At 37.4% G+C, this 15,935-nt stretch carries 19 protein-coding genes; 1 reads left to right on the top strand and 18 read right to left on the bottom strand.

Annotated features, from left to right (window positions below; genetic code table 11):
• Positions 1-11: 11 nt before the first annotated feature.
• The 18 genes from B5D25_RS04705 to B5D25_RS04620 all read right to left on the bottom strand — a co-directional run bounded on the left by B5D25_RS04705 (position 12) and on the right by B5D25_RS04620 (position 14,310).
• Positions 12-650, bottom strand: coding sequence for a rhomboid family intramembrane serine protease (locus B5D25_RS04705; protein WP_078786798.1), 639 nt, complete (start codon positions 648-650; stop codon positions 12-14).
• A gap of 139 nt (positions 651-789) precedes the next feature.
• Positions 790-1,206, bottom strand: coding sequence for a GNAT family N-acetyltransferase (locus B5D25_RS04700; protein ID WP_078786966.1), 417 nt, complete (start codon positions 1,204-1,206; stop codon positions 790-792).
• Position 1,207: 1 nt separating this feature from the next.
• Positions 1,208-2,035, bottom strand: coding sequence for an imidazole glycerol phosphate synthase subunit HisF (hisF, locus tag B5D25_RS04695; RefSeq protein WP_078786797.1), 828 nt, complete (start codon positions 2,033-2,035; stop codon positions 1,208-1,210).
• Between the two features lies 1 nt (position 2,036).
• Positions 2,037-2,642 carry an imidazole glycerol phosphate synthase subunit HisH gene (hisH, locus tag B5D25_RS04690; protein ID WP_078786796.1) on the bottom strand — a complete coding sequence of 202 codons (606 nt, stop codon included), beginning with the start codon at positions 2,640-2,642 and terminating at the stop codon, positions 2,037-2,039.
• A 195-nt stretch (positions 2,643-2,837) separates the two neighbouring features.
• Complete coding sequence (locus B5D25_RS04685; RefSeq protein WP_078786795.1) at positions 2,838-3,056, bottom strand: DUF6465 family protein; 219 nt, start codon at positions 3,054-3,056, stop codon at positions 2,838-2,840.
• 116 nt (positions 3,057-3,172) lie between these two features.
• Positions 3,173-4,900, bottom strand: a complete 1,728-nt coding sequence (locus B5D25_RS04680; RefSeq protein WP_078786794.1) for a sensor histidine kinase — start codon at positions 4,898-4,900, stop codon at positions 3,173-3,175.
• Positions 4,901-4,913: 13 nt separating this feature from the next.
• Positions 4,914-5,585 (bottom strand): response regulator transcription factor, encoded by a 672-nt coding sequence (locus B5D25_RS04675; RefSeq protein WP_090168442.1) that lies wholly within the window; start codon positions 5,583-5,585, stop codon positions 4,914-4,916.
• 96 nt (positions 5,586-5,681) lie between these two features.
• Complete coding sequence (gene trmD, locus B5D25_RS04670) at positions 5,682-6,458, bottom strand: tRNA (guanosine(37)-N1)-methyltransferase TrmD (protein WP_341465071.1); 777 nt, start codon at positions 6,456-6,458, stop codon at positions 5,682-5,684.
• Entirely contained in the window at positions 6,455-6,967 is a 513-nt protein-coding gene (gene rimM / locus B5D25_RS04665) for a ribosome maturation factor RimM (protein WP_078786793.1), read from the bottom strand. The genes trmD and rimM overlap by 4 nt, the downstream gene beginning before the upstream one ends.
• Before the next feature lie 76 nt (positions 6,968-7,043).
• Complete coding sequence (locus B5D25_RS04660; protein ID WP_078786792.1) at positions 7,044-7,271, bottom strand: KH domain-containing protein; 228 nt, start codon at positions 7,269-7,271, stop codon at positions 7,044-7,046.
• An 18-nt stretch (positions 7,272-7,289) separates the two neighbouring features.
• Positions 7,290-7,535, bottom strand: a complete 246-nt coding sequence (rpsP, locus tag B5D25_RS04655) for a 30S ribosomal protein S16 (protein ID WP_078786791.1) — start codon at positions 7,533-7,535, stop codon at positions 7,290-7,292.
• Positions 7,536-7,646: 111 nt separating this feature from the next.
• The gene (gene ffh / locus B5D25_RS04650) at positions 7,647-8,981 is read right to left on the bottom strand and encodes a signal recognition particle protein (protein WP_078786790.1); all 1,335 of its coding nucleotides are present in this window, start codon (positions 8,979-8,981) and stop codon (positions 7,647-7,649) included.
• Positions 8,982-8,995: 14 nt separating this feature from the next.
• Positions 8,996-9,352 carry a YlxM family DNA-binding protein gene (ylxM, locus tag B5D25_RS04645; protein WP_078786789.1) on the bottom strand — a complete coding sequence of 119 codons (357 nt, stop codon included), beginning with the start codon at positions 9,350-9,352 and terminating at the stop codon, positions 8,996-8,998.
• 112 nt (positions 9,353-9,464) lie between these two features.
• Positions 9,465-10,703: a zinc ribbon domain-containing protein gene (locus tag B5D25_RS04640; protein ID WP_078786788.1), complete on the bottom strand. Its 1,239-nt coding sequence runs from the start codon at positions 10,701-10,703 to the stop codon at positions 9,465-9,467.
• Positions 10,700-11,350 (bottom strand): sce7726 family protein, encoded by a 651-nt coding sequence (locus tag B5D25_RS04635; RefSeq protein WP_143000639.1) that lies wholly within the window; start codon positions 11,348-11,350, stop codon positions 10,700-10,702. Before B5D25_RS04635 ends, B5D25_RS04640 begins: the two co-directional genes overlap by 4 nt.
• 130 nt (positions 11,351-11,480) lie before the next feature.
• Positions 11,481-12,362 (bottom strand): zinc ribbon domain-containing protein, encoded by an 882-nt coding sequence (locus B5D25_RS04630; protein ID WP_078786787.1) that lies wholly within the window; start codon positions 12,360-12,362, stop codon positions 11,481-11,483.
• A 21-nt stretch (positions 12,363-12,383) separates the two neighbouring features.
• Positions 12,384-13,916, bottom strand: coding sequence for a hypothetical protein (locus B5D25_RS04625; protein ID WP_078786786.1), 1,533 nt, complete (start codon positions 13,914-13,916; stop codon positions 12,384-12,386).
• A 157-nt stretch (positions 13,917-14,073) separates the two neighbouring features.
• Complete coding sequence (locus B5D25_RS04620) at positions 14,074-14,310, bottom strand: HPr family phosphocarrier protein (protein ID WP_078786785.1); 237 nt, start codon at positions 14,308-14,310, stop codon at positions 14,074-14,076.
• A gap of 182 nt (positions 14,311-14,492) precedes the next feature.
• Between B5D25_RS04620 and mtaB the strand changes: the two genes are divergently transcribed.
• Positions 14,493-15,875, top strand: a complete 1,383-nt coding sequence (gene mtaB, locus B5D25_RS04615; protein ID WP_078786784.1) for a tRNA (N(6)-L-threonylcarbamoyladenosine(37)-C(2))-methylthiotransferase MtaB — start codon at positions 14,493-14,495, stop codon at positions 15,873-15,875.
• Positions 15,876-15,935 lie beyond the last annotated feature (60 nt).

The following is a 15,935-nucleotide window of genomic DNA, read 5'->3' as shown; positions in this document are numbered from 1 at the left end:
CCAATGCCAGATTAGTATCTACGTCTCTTCTCTCTCTTTATCCTTTCGATATACATAAAGATCATACCAAGAATCAACCCAACAATAAATCCTCCTGCATGAGCCTTAAGACTTATCCTCTTATCCATGAATGATGGAATGAACATCAAAATTATTCCAAACAAAACTCTTGGAAGAGGAAATTCATCTTTTGTCTCTTCAGATAAAGCAAATACTATGAAAATACCAACAAGTCCGAATATAGAACCTGATGCCCCCGCACCAAGTACATAATCCTGCGGACCTCTGGCATTAAGATCAAAAAATAAAATCATAAGGCTTCCGCCAAGCCCTGATAAAATATAAAATATTGTGAATTTTAATTTGCCAAAATATTTTTCAACATACATTCCCATTGCAAAAAGACCAAGCATGTTACTGAAAAGATGTTCAAATCCAAAGTGGACAAAACAACTTGTAAAAAGTCTATACCACTGGCCGTCCTCAAACTTAGGATAATAATATGCGCCGAATTTCATAGCAGTGAAATAACTTTCCGAATCCCCGAAAAAGAAACTTTCAACAACAAAAACAATGATATTTATAGCCATAAATACCACTGTCATTGTAGGAACAAGATTATACTTAATCTTATATCTTAATTCATTCATATATATCCCCTTATAAATCCCTATTACCAATCGTTTATAAATAATTACCAATCATTTATAAATAATTATCGATCGTTTATAAACGCATACCACCAAACATTTTAAATGCTTATTATCGATCATAAAAATTCTCGTAAATTTACAGATAATCGATCATTCCCGGACCCAACTTCTCAGTAGGTCTGGCTGTGAATCCATTTTTGATATAGAATTTCTCACGTCCTTTAGCGCACATAAGACCAAACATTATCTCCTGATCAGGAGATTCTTTAAGGCTGATAACATATTCACGAAGCCTGTTGATCATCATGGAGCCAATACCTTTTCCGTGATATTCGGGAACGACTATAAGGTCCTGGATATAGCATATAACCGCACCATCACCAACGATTCTGCCCATTCCGATAAGCATATCATCATCATAAGCCGCAACCATAAAAAGCGCATTTTCTATCGAAAGTTCCGCCTGAACCTTAGTCAGTTTCTTCCAACCGACTCTGCTTCTTAAATCTAAATATTCATTTACTTTTATTTTCTTATCTTCTATATGGATCATTTTACAATCTAACAGGAACATCCTTTGCCGCAAGATATTCCTTTACCTCTTTTATCTCAAGTTCTTTAAAATGGAAAAGTGAAGCAGCAAGAGCCGCATCTGCCTTTCCGTATGTAAGTGTATCATAGAAATGTTCTTTGGTTCCCGCACCACCGGATGCAATAACAGGAATTCCGACATTTTCAGCTACCATTCTTGTAAGTTCATTATCATAACCGGCCTTTGTACCGTCAGCGTCCATACTTGTGAGAAGGATTTCTCCTGCACCAAGTTCTTCACAACGCTTCGCCCATTCGATAGCATCAATATTCATATCAAGACGACCGCCATTTTTATAAATAGTCCAGCCATCCTTTGGCTGCCACTCATCATTTATCTTAATGCTTTCCGAATAAGAAAGTGACGGATCAGCAGCTTTACCGACTCTTCGTCTTCTCGCATCTATAGCAACAACGACGCACTGACTTCCGAATTTGTCAGCTGCTCTGCTGATAAGATAAGGATCATCGATAGCTGCAGAATTAACAGCAATCTTATCCGCACCTTCTCTTAGAATAGCTCTGAAATCCTCAACACTTCTTATACCTCCACCAACTGTGAATGGTATAAATACTGTTTCAGCAACTTTTCTAACCATGTCGGCAACAATATTTCTTCTGTCCGATGAAGCTGTAATATCAAGAAATACAAGCTCATCCGCTCCGGCTTTATCATAAGCAATGCCGCATTCAACAGGATCTCCCGCATCTCTGAGATCCACAAAATTTACTCCTTTAACAACTCGTCCGTCTTTAACATCCAGACAAGGTATGATTCTTTTTGTAAGCATATTATATCTCCATAAAATTCTTTATAATACGTAAACCGACTTCTCCACTCTTCTCAGGATGAAACTGACATGCAAATATATTGTCATGTTCAACAGCTGCATGTATCTCAGTACCGTAAAATGTCTTTGCAGCAACATCTTCTTTATTTTTACAAGTAAGATAATAAGAATGGACAAAATAAACATAAGAACCATCTTTAATACCTTTAAAAAGTTTTGATGTTGGATTAACGCTAATAGAATTCCATCCAATCTGAGGAACCTTGATCTCGCCATCATCAGGAATCTTGGTTATTGTTCCCGGCAGAAGGCCAAGTCCTTTAACTCCCGGAGTTTCTTCACTGGAATCAAACATAAGCTGAAGCCCGAGACATATACCAAGGAAAGGCTTTCCCGTCTTAACATATGCTTTGATCACTCTTACAAGATCGTACTCTTCAAGTTTCTTCATAGCATCTCCGTAAGCTCCAACACCCGGAAGTATTACTCTGTCAGCATTCATGATCACATCTTCATCACGTGTCATTACAAACTCTTCTCCGAGATAGAGAATAGCTTTTTCAACGCTTTTAATATTTCCCGCATCATAATCTATAATCGCTACCATATCAAGTCCTCTTATAATATAAAAATACAAATAGTTAACAACAATTAACAGCCCGTAAATCCTTATAAATACAGCATTTACGGACATTAGTCATCATACTATAATTACAGGATTTATGCAATTGATTTAAATGAAGAAAACGGTATACCAACTGATATACCGTCTCCCTCGCCGATCAATGATCATATTAACAATTTAGAAGTCATTCTGGTCTTTGTCTACAATAAATGAACCATTCTCAGAATTATTAAATACATAATATACAGCATTATCTTCCGGTTTAAGATAAAGATCAAGAGTCTTCAGATCAGACTCCTTATTCCCTTTATCGAGCCAGATTTTCTTTGCTATATCTACAAGCTCATCTTTGTAAACCTGTTTTCCAAAATACTCAACATAAAAATCTGTTCTCATATGCCCCTCCTATATAGTTTCTTCTCAAGTGTTATGATACTTTTAACCCCAAAAAATGTCAATATTAAAAACTTAAACCGAATCAAAATAACCCACCAGCAAATAAAGACCGTGTGCTACTGTCCGGTACCTTTATTTTCTTTATTTTTTTTGTTTTCCTTATTCTCTTTCTTTTCTTCTTTCTTAATCTCTTTGATTTCTTTCTTCTCTTCCTTTTTGATTTCTTTGATCTCTTTCTTTTCTTCTTTTTTGATTTCTTTTATCTCTTTTTTCTCTTCTTTTTTCAGTTCTTTCTTCTGCTTCTTGGTGATATATTCGATATTTTCAACATCAAGTTCGAAGTAGAATACAACACCGCCGTCCACATTATAAACTCCATAATCATTGTTATGTTTCTTCATAATAGTTTCAACGATAGAAAGACCTATGCCGGAACCGCCGTATTCTCTGGTTCTTGCAGCATCCTCCTTATAGAACTTGATGAATACCTTACCGATTGCTTCATCACTGATATTATCACCGTCGTTATAAACACTGACTCTGATCTTGTTCTTTTCATTATCAAGATCGTACCAGATCCTGATATTTCCTCCCGGTGTTACATAATGAATAGCATTTGTAAGATAATTTGTTATTACTTCCTCGATCATGAATTCATCAGCCCAAACAGTGACGATCATATCTTCATCAAAAATAACCTTTGCCTGTGACTGCTCGATCATGATATTTGAAGATTTAACAATACCCACGATAAGCTCTGTAATATCGAATCTTTGGATAGAAATATTATTTTCACCAAACTCGAGCTCATTAAGATTCATGAGTCGCATAACAAGTTTATTCATCTTACCTGCTTCATCTATGATTACATCGCAGTAGAATTCGCGGCTTTCCGGATCATCTGATACATTATCCTTAAGTCCTTCCGCATATCCCTGAATAAGAGCTATCGGAGTTTTTAATTCATGAGAAACATGAGACAGGAATTCCTTTCTCATATCATCTATCTGAATCTTATCCTCAATATCATCTCTAAGTTTTGTATTGGCTGTCTTAAGCTCTGAAATGGTTTTCTCAAGCTTAACAGAAAGCTCATTCATACTGTTGCCGAGAATACCTATCTCATCATTTGATCCAACTTCAATCTTTGCATCAAAATCAAGATTTGACATTCTCTTAGCGATATATGACATTTTGATAATCGGCTTAATGAATACTGTAGAAACGAAAATTACTATAATAAGTTCGATTAGTATAAGTGCAGAAAACGCAATAAGGAAGAGCTTACTTACATATCTATAAAGCCTTGTGGTTCTTACAAGCGGTCTTTTGATGATAATGATATTTCCATCATCAAGCATACCAATAAGATACATGAACTCGCCTTTTTTGGTGAAACTCAGCTCATTATCGTCCGACGTTTTTATTACATATTTTTTATTTTGGATCTTGCTGAAATCATAATTTTTAATGATACCCTTAATCTCATTTGCAGAATTATCATCCAGGAAAACCGAATAAAATATAGTCATCGTCGGCTTATCCACTATAAAGATAAGCATATCCGGGAAGCTTGATCCGTCATTATAAAGATCTTTAAGCTTGTTCTGAATCTCATCAACACTGTAATTATATATATCCGCCTCTTTGAAAAGCTGATTACAATAATTATATGTATCAACAAGGCCTGCTTTAGTCTGTTTTTTAAAGAAGCTTTCAATGACATAACGGCTTACAAATATACCGAGAAGAAGTGATGCAAGAGTGATCACAACAACTATGACCGAAATCTTGAATCTCAACGAGTCTTTTATATTCATACGCTTATTAACATCATTTGCCATTATAATGCCTCATTTAAATCTCAAATTTATATCCAAGGGCCCATATAGTCTTGATATAGCTGCCCTTTTCTCCGAGCTTAGCTCTTAATTTTTTAACATGTGTATCAATAGTTCTGGCATCACCGAAATAGTCATAATTCCATACATTATTGAGGATTTTCTCTCTCGATAATGCGACGCCCTGATTAGTCATAAAGTATTCAAGAAGTTCGAACTCCTTGAATGACAGTTCGATATCTTTTCCATTTATAAGTACCTTATGTGCAGAAATATCCAGCTGAATACCTCCTGCTTCAAGGAACTGACTTTCTTCACTTGTGGTTCTTCTGAGAATTGCCTCTATCCTGGCCACAAGAATCTTCGGGCTGAAAGGTTTTGTGATATATTCATCAATACCAAGCTCAAAACCTTTTAATTCGTCCTTTTCGTCAGACTTAGCCGTAAGAAGAATTATAGGAACGTCAGAAATCTTTCTGATTTCCGAACATGCTTCATAACCATCCATCTTAGGCATCATGATATCCATAACAATGAGTGAAATATCCTTGGTCTTCACGAAAGTATTATATGCTTCTTCACCATCTGCAGCCTCAATTACTATATATTGATTCTTTACAAGATAATCCTTAACAAGCTTTCTCATTCGAAGCTCATCATCAACAACCATGATCTTAATATCACTCAACTTTTATTACCTCCGGTACTAAAAAGATTCTAAATAACGATAATTGTGTTAATTATACATCATAAAAACACCCCTGTGAACCGATTCACAGAATTATCATATCTTCTTTTTCTTCTTTTTTTCAACCACAGGATGGTTAGCCATGTATTTCTCATACAGGTCAGGTCTTTTTTCCTTAGTCCTTTTGATGGACTCTTCAAGTCGCCACTCGGCTATATTTTTATGATGGCCCGAAAGTAAAACAGGCGGAACCTTCATTCCCTTATACTCTTCCGGTCTTGTATACTGAGGATATTCAAGAAGGTCGTCATAAAATGTTTCGTAGAGCGCACTGTCATCCTTACCAAGAGCACCCGGTATAAGTCTTGTGACACTGTCCATTATAACTGCCGCAGGAAGCTCTCCTCCTGTCAATACGAAATCACCGATAGAAACTTCTTCCGGCTTTATAAGCTCGATAGCCCTTTCATCTATACCTTCATAATGTCCACAAAGGATTATTATATTTTCTTCTTTTGAAAGCTCCATAGCAAATTTCTGATCAAAAGTTCTGCCCTGAGGCGTTGTATAAAGAACCCTGGGCTTCTTAAGTTCAGGATCGCTGAGTGCTTTTTCGTAATCCTCATAAGTCATTTCACAATTGGAAAGCGCCTTTTCAAATGAATCAAAAACAGGTCCCGGCTGCATAAGCATACCCGAACCGCCACCATAGATATAATCATCTATATGTTTATATTTATTGTCAGCAAAATCTCTGATATTTATAGCTTCAAGAGATACTATCCCCTTTTCCATTGCCTTTCCGGTAACACTTGATGAAAATATATTCTGCATCATTTCCGGAAATAAAGTCAGTATCTGAAATCTCATCATATCATTCCTTTCAAAAGTTTTACTGTCATCTTATTTTCTTCTAAATTGATGTCCTTAATGAATTCCGGAACATCAGGAATCATGATATCTTTCTTACCTTCCTCTTCCTGTTCGATTATATAAACGATCTGAACAGGTGTCTCAAGATAATCCTTGATCTTACCAAGCTTATTGCCATTTTCTTCATATACATCAAGCCCGATAAGATCCGCAAGATAGTATTCACCATCTTCAAGCGCAAGGGCATCGTCTCTGTCTACGTAGATTTCAGATCTGATATATTTCTCCACATCTTCAATCTTATCAAGCCCTTCGAATTTAAGTATAACTGTATTCTTAAAATATTTGCATCCGGAAACTTTTACTTCCGTATATTTATTTCCTGTTTTAATATAGCATTTTTCAAGATATTCAAATCTGTCATTATCATCAGTCGTAGGGAATACACTTACTTCCCCTTTAATACCATGCGTCTTTGTTATCACGCCAACTCTAAATTTATCTATCATATTACTCCTATCACCAAAACATTTTTTAAATAAAGCCCGGGAAGAATCCCGGGCTTATACATATTATGCAATGATTCTATTTGATGTCTACAATAACCTTCTTGTCACCCTTTGAAGCAGCTGCCTTTACAACAGTTCTGATAGACTTAGCTATACGACCCTGTTTTCCTATGACTTTGCCCATATCTTCAGGAGCAACCTTAAGCTCAATTGTTATGGTGTCTGCATCTGTAGTTTCTGTAACTACAACCATTTCAGGTGAATCAACAAGAGACTTTGCAATGATTTCGACTAATTCTTTCATTAACAAATAACCTCCGGATTATTTCTCAATACCTGCCACCTTGAAAAGTTTTGAAACAGTCTCAGTAGGCTGTGCACCATTACCAAGCCACTTCTTTGCAGCTTCTGCATCGATATTGATCTCGCTTGGCTGCTTATTTGGATCATATGTACCGATTTCATCGATACAGCTTCCGTCTCTAGGTGATCTAGAATCTGCAACGATAACTCTGTAATATGGATGCTTCTTGTAACCAATTCTTCTTAATCTGATCTTAACTGCCATTTTTAATGACCTCCTAAAAAAATAAAAATATTATCTAAACTTACCCTTTGTAAGTTCGTTATCTTGATACATATCCGTGTACCGGATAATTACTTAAAAAATATATACTTCCTAGAATCCAAAAGGAAGCATTCCTCTTTTTTTCTTCTTGCCCATAATTCCGGACATCTGTTTCATCATCTTTCGAGATTCCTCGAACTGTTTGATGAATCTGTTAACTTCAGCTATATCAACACCTGCACCTTTGGCAATACGATTCTTTCTGCTGACATTGAGAATATCCGGATTAGTCCTTTCTTCCATCGTCATCGAATAAATGATAGCCTTAGGTTTATTCATTGCATTTTCATCAATCTCAACATTTTTAAGCTTGCCCATACCCGGAAGCATTCCTATGAGTGATGATAAACCACCCATTTTGTTCATCTGATCAAGCTGATCAAGGAAATCGTTAAAGTCAAATGTTGCCTTTCTGATTTTCTCCTCAACCTTTCTGGCCTGCTCTTCATCGATAGCTTCCTGAGCTTTTTCGATAAGGCTTTCTACATCGCCCATTCCAAGGATACGGCTCGCCATACGCTCCGGATAGAAAAGTTCAAGATCCGTAAGCTTCTCTCCCATACCTGCATAAAGTATAGGTTTGCCTGTAACCGCCTTGATTGAAAGCGCTGCACCACCTCTTGTATCACCGTCAAGCTTGGTAAGGATAACACCGTCAATCCCTATCTGATCATTGAATGTTGTAGCAACATTTACACTGTCCTGACCTGTCATTGAGTCAACTGTAAGTATTGTGTAATTTACAGGAACAGTTTCTTTGATCTCCTGAAGTTCCTGCATCATGCCTTCATCAATGTGAAGACGACCAGCAGTATCTATAAACATGAGATTAATATCATTTTTCTGCGCATGCGAAAGTGCTGCCTTAACAATGTCTCTAGGTTTATTGGCTGTTCCCATAGAAAATACAGGAACTCCAACTTTTTCACCGTTAATTTCGAGCTGTTTAATAGCAGCCGGTCTATATACGTCGCAGGCAACAAGAAGAGGTTTACGTCCTTTATTCTTATACTGACCTGCAAGCTTTGCAACAGTAGTTGTCTTACCGGCACCCTGAAGACCACACATCATGATAATGGTAACTTCATTCGAAGGAAGAAGCTTGATCTCGGAAACTTCGCTTCCCATGAGGGATGTCATCTCATCACGAACAATCTTGATAACCATCTGTCCGGGATTGAGTCCCTTCATAACTTCTTCACCGACAGCCTTTTCAGTAACTGTCTTTATAAAATTCTTAACAACCTTAAAATTAACATCGGCCTCAAGAAGTGCTCTCTTGACTTCTTTCATTGCCTCTTTGACATCATCCTCGGTAAGAACACCTTTGCTTTTGAGTTTCTTGAAAACGTTTTGAAGTTTTTCACTCAAACTGTCAAATGCCATTATCCAACCTCCGATTAAAATTCCGAAAATACTTCTTCTGCAGTATTCTCAAGATTGTCGATCAACCTTCCCAGGGAAGGATCTTCATTTTTATCTTTGATAGTACGAACGATATTCCTTATATCTTCCATACTGTTTCTTGCTCTTTCAAACTTATCAAGAAGGTGAAGCTTCTCCTCATATCCTTCAAGTATGCGGTCGCATCTTTTAATCAGGTCAAATACTCCCTGCCTTGAAATATTGTAACTTTCCGCTATCTCCGAATAAGAAAGATCTTCCGAAATAACATCACTATATACACTTTTCTGATGCTCCGTCAGGAGTTCTCCATAAAAATCAAATAATAATGTCTGACGAACAATTTTCTCCATAAAATTCACCATACATAATGATTCACTCTCAACAAGTACTTTGTTAGTCTACACAATAAAGAAAGCGCTGTCAAGTATTTTTTCTTGACAGCACTCTGAAATTATTAAACCGTTAATCATTATAATCAAATTTAATGACTTTCCATTTACCGTCATCAAATACCATCATAAGATCGAATTTTTGTTTTTCTGAGCCTGCAGGTTGATTACCTATGGTTGTTTCAACATTAAATCCTACAGCGGAATCAAATTTTAATGACTTATCCTCAAACTCTTCTTCTGCTTCACTGAGTTTATCCCCGCTTACTTTATAACATTTATATGAAATATTCTTCAGTCCGAAACTGTCAAAGGCATATTTGTCATAGGCCTTTTTAAGGATTTTGGCTTCTTTCTCGGAATAAACTCCCTGTACAAATGAATCTATCACTTTCTCTGCATCCAGTTTGTTGTATGCATCTATAAAGTCGCCGGCACCGCTTATAACATCATTAAACTTGATACTGATTATCCACCATTTACCATTTGATTTTCCTGTTCTGATGGTTGCCGTTCCCGGCATTACCATATCATCACCGATATAATCAAATGAAACTTCGCACAGATAAACTTTATCGAGATCTAAAGCTGTTTTTATTTCCATGGACGTAAGGAAATCTCCCTTAAGTCTTTCCTTACTTATGACTTTGATATTGTCCACTTTAAAGTCTTCATAACCTTTGAAAGCTTTAACTCTATCATCAATCATGTCATAGATTGCATTGCTGTTTGAACCATTTATATATTCATAACAAATGGCCGACTCTCTCTCATTGATGCCATTGAACAGTCCGTTTATCTCTTCTACGCCGTAATACTTTCTTTCAGCAGCCTTCTTGTTACTCCTTTTTACAAGGTAAATAACGCCGCCGATAACAAGAGAAATAACAAGAACTATACCTATTATTATGGTCAGCATATCCGCTACTGTCAGCTTGTATTTGCTTTTAACATCAGCGCTCGGAAGATCTGCTTTCGCAGCAGACTCACCCTCAGGAATCTCAACAAATTCAACATCTACAACCGATTCATTTTCTTCAACTTCCACACTGACTTCCGCGTTTTTAAATGAGGATATGACTTCTTTCTTTTTGTTTGATCCATTTTCCTTTATATCCGAAGATTTACTTGGATCATTTTTGATTGCTTTCCCGGTTGATGCATTTCCGTCCTCGGATACCGGGTTAGAAATCACATTATCTGATGCATCAGTTTCCGGCTTTTTTATCTCTTCCGGTTCTACCGGATTGTTACAATTAATGCAAAACTTACTACCATCTTTAATTAAAAAGCCGCAATATTTGCATATCATTTCTTTCTTCTCCTTTTTCTGCCCATGATAACATGAGTAACACCCACCGGTTTAGGTGGACGTTTTCTTCTCTTCCCTGAAGAACTCTTCTTTTTGACGGTCTTCTTGGCACCGTCAAATATATTGTAATCTCTTTCAAAGAGACAGTCCGTCATCTGCTCTCGCAGAAGGTCATTATCAACCTTTTCAATAAGAAACTTAACTATCTCTTTCTTATTCTTAGATGTATATTTCGGAAAGTGATTATTTAGAAGTATTTCAGTCAACTCGTTTCGCCACAAAAGTCCAAGCTGATCTGTAAACTTTACCTTTGGACAAAGTTTTGCTTCACGGATCATTTTCACCTCATCCGAAATGCATATTATTCCCCAATGCTCCGGCACGTGTTCACCGGCATGAAGCAAATGACTTTTTCCTATGACAAGGTAAGCATAATCACAAAATCTGTCATAATCTTTAACTTGTGTATTTAATCTCACATATGTATCACTGTCTGATTTGATCTCAAAACCGATAATGGCTCCCTTTACTATCCCGAGAACATCAGCTCTGGATTTAAGAATATTTTTCTCTTCTATAATCCTTATCTTACCAAAATGTTCATCAAGATAATCAAACAGCGGTTCTCTCATTTCTTTATCAAGCATATTATTTAACGCCGATTATCTTCCATTTTCCATTGAAGTTTCCGACACAAAGTGTAGCATCAATAACATCCTACTAATGTGTCAATATACGAATAGGCCTACCAGCGGCAGGCCTACCCAATATAAATATTTATAATTGCATTCCGATAATTTTCCACTTACCTTTATACTTACCGCATACAAGTATCCATTTGATCTTCTGATCCTGAGACTCGCCGGATGCCTCAACATGTAAAGTAGCAGAAATCGTAACCTCTTTCATTGTGTCGAACTTCCCGTCACAGCTATAGCCACTAGCTTTAAGCTGCTGCTCAACTTTTCTGATCATCGACTTAGAATATGGTGATCCAACATCATATTTAACGTTGTTGAATTTCATCTTTGCACCATATGATTTATATGTATCGAACTGTGTTCTGATAGCAGCTACTTCATCTTCAGGAGAAAGTTCCGGAGGGAAAAGTTCTGCTAAAGCATCAACATCAAGTTCTTCAAATGCTGCAACGAATTTCTTTGCAACTCCTTTTGGAGATGACATGAAATTATTTAAAATGAAAAATGCACCAACACCGATTGCACAGAAAAGAACGAGAAGAATCGCAACTAATGCACCGTTCTTGTTCTGAACTCTAGGTGGTTCAACATATCCGCCCTGACTTCCATAAGCAGGTGGATAACTCTGTCCACCGTTCATGCCATTATTCATTCCAGGGTTCATACCGCCCATTCCGGCATTCATTCCACCCATTCCGGCATTCATACCGCCCATTCCGGTGTTCATTCCACCATTCATACCGTCATTACCGTACATAGGTGGCTGGTCAATCGGATGACCCGGCGCTTTAGTTCTATCGTAAAAACCTGCTGGTAAATCACTATTTCCTGCATCGCCTGTAGTCTGCTCTCCAACAAGATTATACTTTGAAGTAGCATTTGGCTGAGCTGTTCCGCAAAGACTACATATCTTTTCGCCCTGCGGAAGTTCATTACCACAATTAATACATTTACTCATTAAAATTCCTCCAAAGAAATATTACTCAGAGAAGTCGATGATATACCAACTTCCATTAATCTTAGCAGTTGTACATACAAATGTTGAGCTCTGTGATTCACCCATAAATGAAACTGTTAAAGGAACATCAACTTCATATACATCTGAAATATCAAGCATTGAATACTTACTCTTGATATCATCAAGTTCATCGCCTGTAACTTTTCTCTTAGATCCGGCTTTAACCTTTTCGAATTCAACACCCATATTCTTGAATGTCTTCATCTGCTCAAGAGCTGTATCAAGCTGTGCGATTTCCTGATCCATTACACTCTGTACTTCCTTTGGAAGACATTCTTTGATTCCGCTCTTATCACCATCAATAATTGACTGTACAAACTTTTCAGCTACTGCTTCAGGTGAACCCTGTCCTCCACTTCTAAAGAAGAGGAAATATGCACCAACACCCAGTCCCGCAAGAAGAACTATACATGCAATGATGATACCAATCTTCTTACCATTTCCTGATTTAGTAGGTATTGCAGGTGTTGAATAAACATTACCTCCGTCAAATGATGAAAATCCATCATTTCCGAATCCGCCCTGATTACCATATGCATTCTGCTGCATTGCTGCACCAACTACACCTGCCTGCTGGAACTGATTAGCGCCCTGGCCGCCCTGCATATACTGATTTGCAGGTCTCTGTACTCCCTGCTGGAAGTTGTTACCGAACTGATTTGCACCAGCCTGTGCATTATTTGCAAACTGATTTACAGGTCTCTGTGCTCCCTGCTGGAAGTTGTTACCGAACTGATTTGCACCAGCCTGTGCGTTATTTGCAAACTGATTTACAGGTCTCTGTGCTCCCTGCTGGAAGTTATTACCGAACTGGTTTGCACCGCCCTGTGCATTATTTGCAAACGGATTTGCTGCATTCTGTACTCCCTGCTGGAAGTTATTTCCGAACTGGTTTGCACCGTTCTGTGCTCCCTGCTGGAAGTTATTTCCGAACTGGTTTGCACCGTTCTGTGCTCCCTGCTGGAAATTGTTACCGAACTGGTTTGCACCATTCTGTACATTATTTGCAAACTGATTTACAGGATTCTGAACTCCCTGCTGGAAGTTATTGGCACCTTCCTGAACATTATTTCCGAACTGATTTGCAACATTATTACCAAACTGGTTAGCATTTTCCTGAACTTTGTTCTGGAACTGATTTGTAGAATTTACAGCTTCATTAACTGTTTCAGCGGCCTTAGCAGGTGTGCTTAATGCTTCTGTTGCTGAATCAGCCGAATTATCAACTGCTTCCTCAACCTTATCTGCTAATCCTTCAACAGCCTCAGGTGCTCCATCAGAAACTTCCTTAACTGCATCATTCACTGTCTCTGCAACATTCTCTGCTGCTTCCTGAATAGGCTGAGCTGCCTGTTCAACTGTATTCTGTACTCCCTGTGCTGTCTGATTCACTGCGCTCTGCGCTTCCTGTACTACTTCCTGCTTAGCTCCGCATGTAGCACAGAACTTGTCATTGTCATTTAATACTGCTCCACAAACCGGACAATTTTTCATAATGACCCCTTACCTTTCTACATTTTATTCTTCACTAACCATTTTGGTTACCGCCCGAACGAATGCTTTAAGTCAAATAATTCGCCACTGCCTTAAAGCACATATATACATACAAAAACATAATCACTAATGATTATGCTTTTGAAATATATCTATATTAATCAGCCAAATATGGTTTGATCGTTTCGATGATCTCATCCATATTGTCATCAGCATAGATATTGAGATCTATAGGTTTTGAAATATCAAGACTGAATATACCCATGATGGATTTTGCATCAATTACATATCTTCCCGATACAAGATCGAACTCAGCCGATGTATAACCACTGATGTCATTTACAAAAGATTTTACCTTGTCAATGGAATTAAGTGATACTTTTACTGCCTTCATATTCGTAAATCCTCCCATTTGTATTTTACTACGAAAATTCTTTATGTTAATATAATAAAAGTTGCGTTATTGTTTGTCAATAAAAATAACGAGAAATAAAGCGTTTCAGCACATAAATCTTGCGATTTTTATCACACGCAATACCAAATTTAGTATTTAGAGTAATATCAGGAGTAACAGGTATGTCAAATATATTAAAAGGCAAAAAATTCAGCATCATTACACTGGGTTGTAAAGTTAACAAATATGAATCCGATGCCATGCAGGAAGACCTTCTTTCGGCAGGCTGTATCAACATAAGTAAAGCCGAGAAAAACAGTTCACAAGATGAATCAGCTTCTCCGGTTTCCGAAAATGATGCCGATGAAAAGAGTTCTGCAGATATTTGCATAGTCAATACCTGCTCCGTAACAAATATTGCCGACCAGAAGTCAAGACAGATGCTTCATAAGATGAAACGTCATAATAAAGACGCGGTCGTAGTTGCTACCGGATGCTATGTCCAGGCAGCAGCCGACAAGCTCCTGGCCGATGAAGCCGTTGATATCGTTATCGGAAATAACCGTAAGATCGATATTGTAAGGATACTCACAGAGTATTTTGAAGGAAAAGATGTTAAAGATAATGTCATTGATATCAATCATGATGACACCTATGAAAATCTCAAAGTATCCGCTCCTTCCAACACATCCCGCGCATATATTAAAATTCAGGACGGCTGTAACCTCTTCTGCACTTACTGCATTATTCCTTATGTCAGAGGACGCATAAGAAGCAAAAAGGTTAATGATATTATAAATGAAATGAATACTCTCGCAGATAATGGTGTCCGCGAGATAGTTCTTACAGGTATCGATATTTCTTCATACAACGATGACGGTACTGATTTCTGTGAAATGCTTCATATGGTTTCACAGAATGTCAAAAAAGTAGACCGTATTCGTCTCGGTTCACTTGAACCTCGTATAATCACAGAAAGGTTTATCGAAATCATGAAATCCGATGAGAGGTTCTGTCCTCATTTCCATCTTTCTCTTCAAAGCGTTTGCGACAATACACTAAAGAGAATGAATAGACATTACACCGTTCAGATAGTCAAAGACAAAGTTAAGCTTCTTCGTGATAACTTTGACCGCCCTGCTCTCACAGCCGACCTCATTGCAGGATTCGCCGGAGAAACAGAGGAAGATTTCAATACAACCTTAGATAATCTTGCTGAATTAAAATTATACGAAACTCATGTATTCAAATTCTCAAGACGTAAAGGAACCGTGGCTGACAAAATGCCCGACCAGGTACCTGAACCTGTAAAAGCTGAACGAAGCGAGAAAATGATACGTCTCGGAAATATCAATCAGTCTTCATACGAGAAACAATTTAAAGGTGAAACGGTAAATGTTCTTGTAGAAGAAATGATAAGTAAAAACGGCAAGAGATTCTTCCGTGGTCATACCGAACGATATATCCTCGTGGACATCCCTGTTGATGATATCATCGAAAAGTCAGACCAAAAGGACGGCTTTGAAAAAAACTTTATAAATCAAATAATACAGACAAAACTGTGATTCACAGTCTTGTCTGTATTTTTTATATACTGTTCTGTTTATATATATTTGAGTATTTTT

This window comes from Eubacterium ruminantium, from assembly GCF_900167085.1.
In the GTDB taxonomy this organism is placed as follows: domain Bacteria; phylum Bacillota; class Clostridia; order Lachnospirales; family Lachnospiraceae; genus Eubacterium_Q; species Eubacterium_Q ruminantium.
Note: the sequence above shows the minus strand (reverse complement) of the source record. Positions and strands in the feature narration are given on the sequence as shown.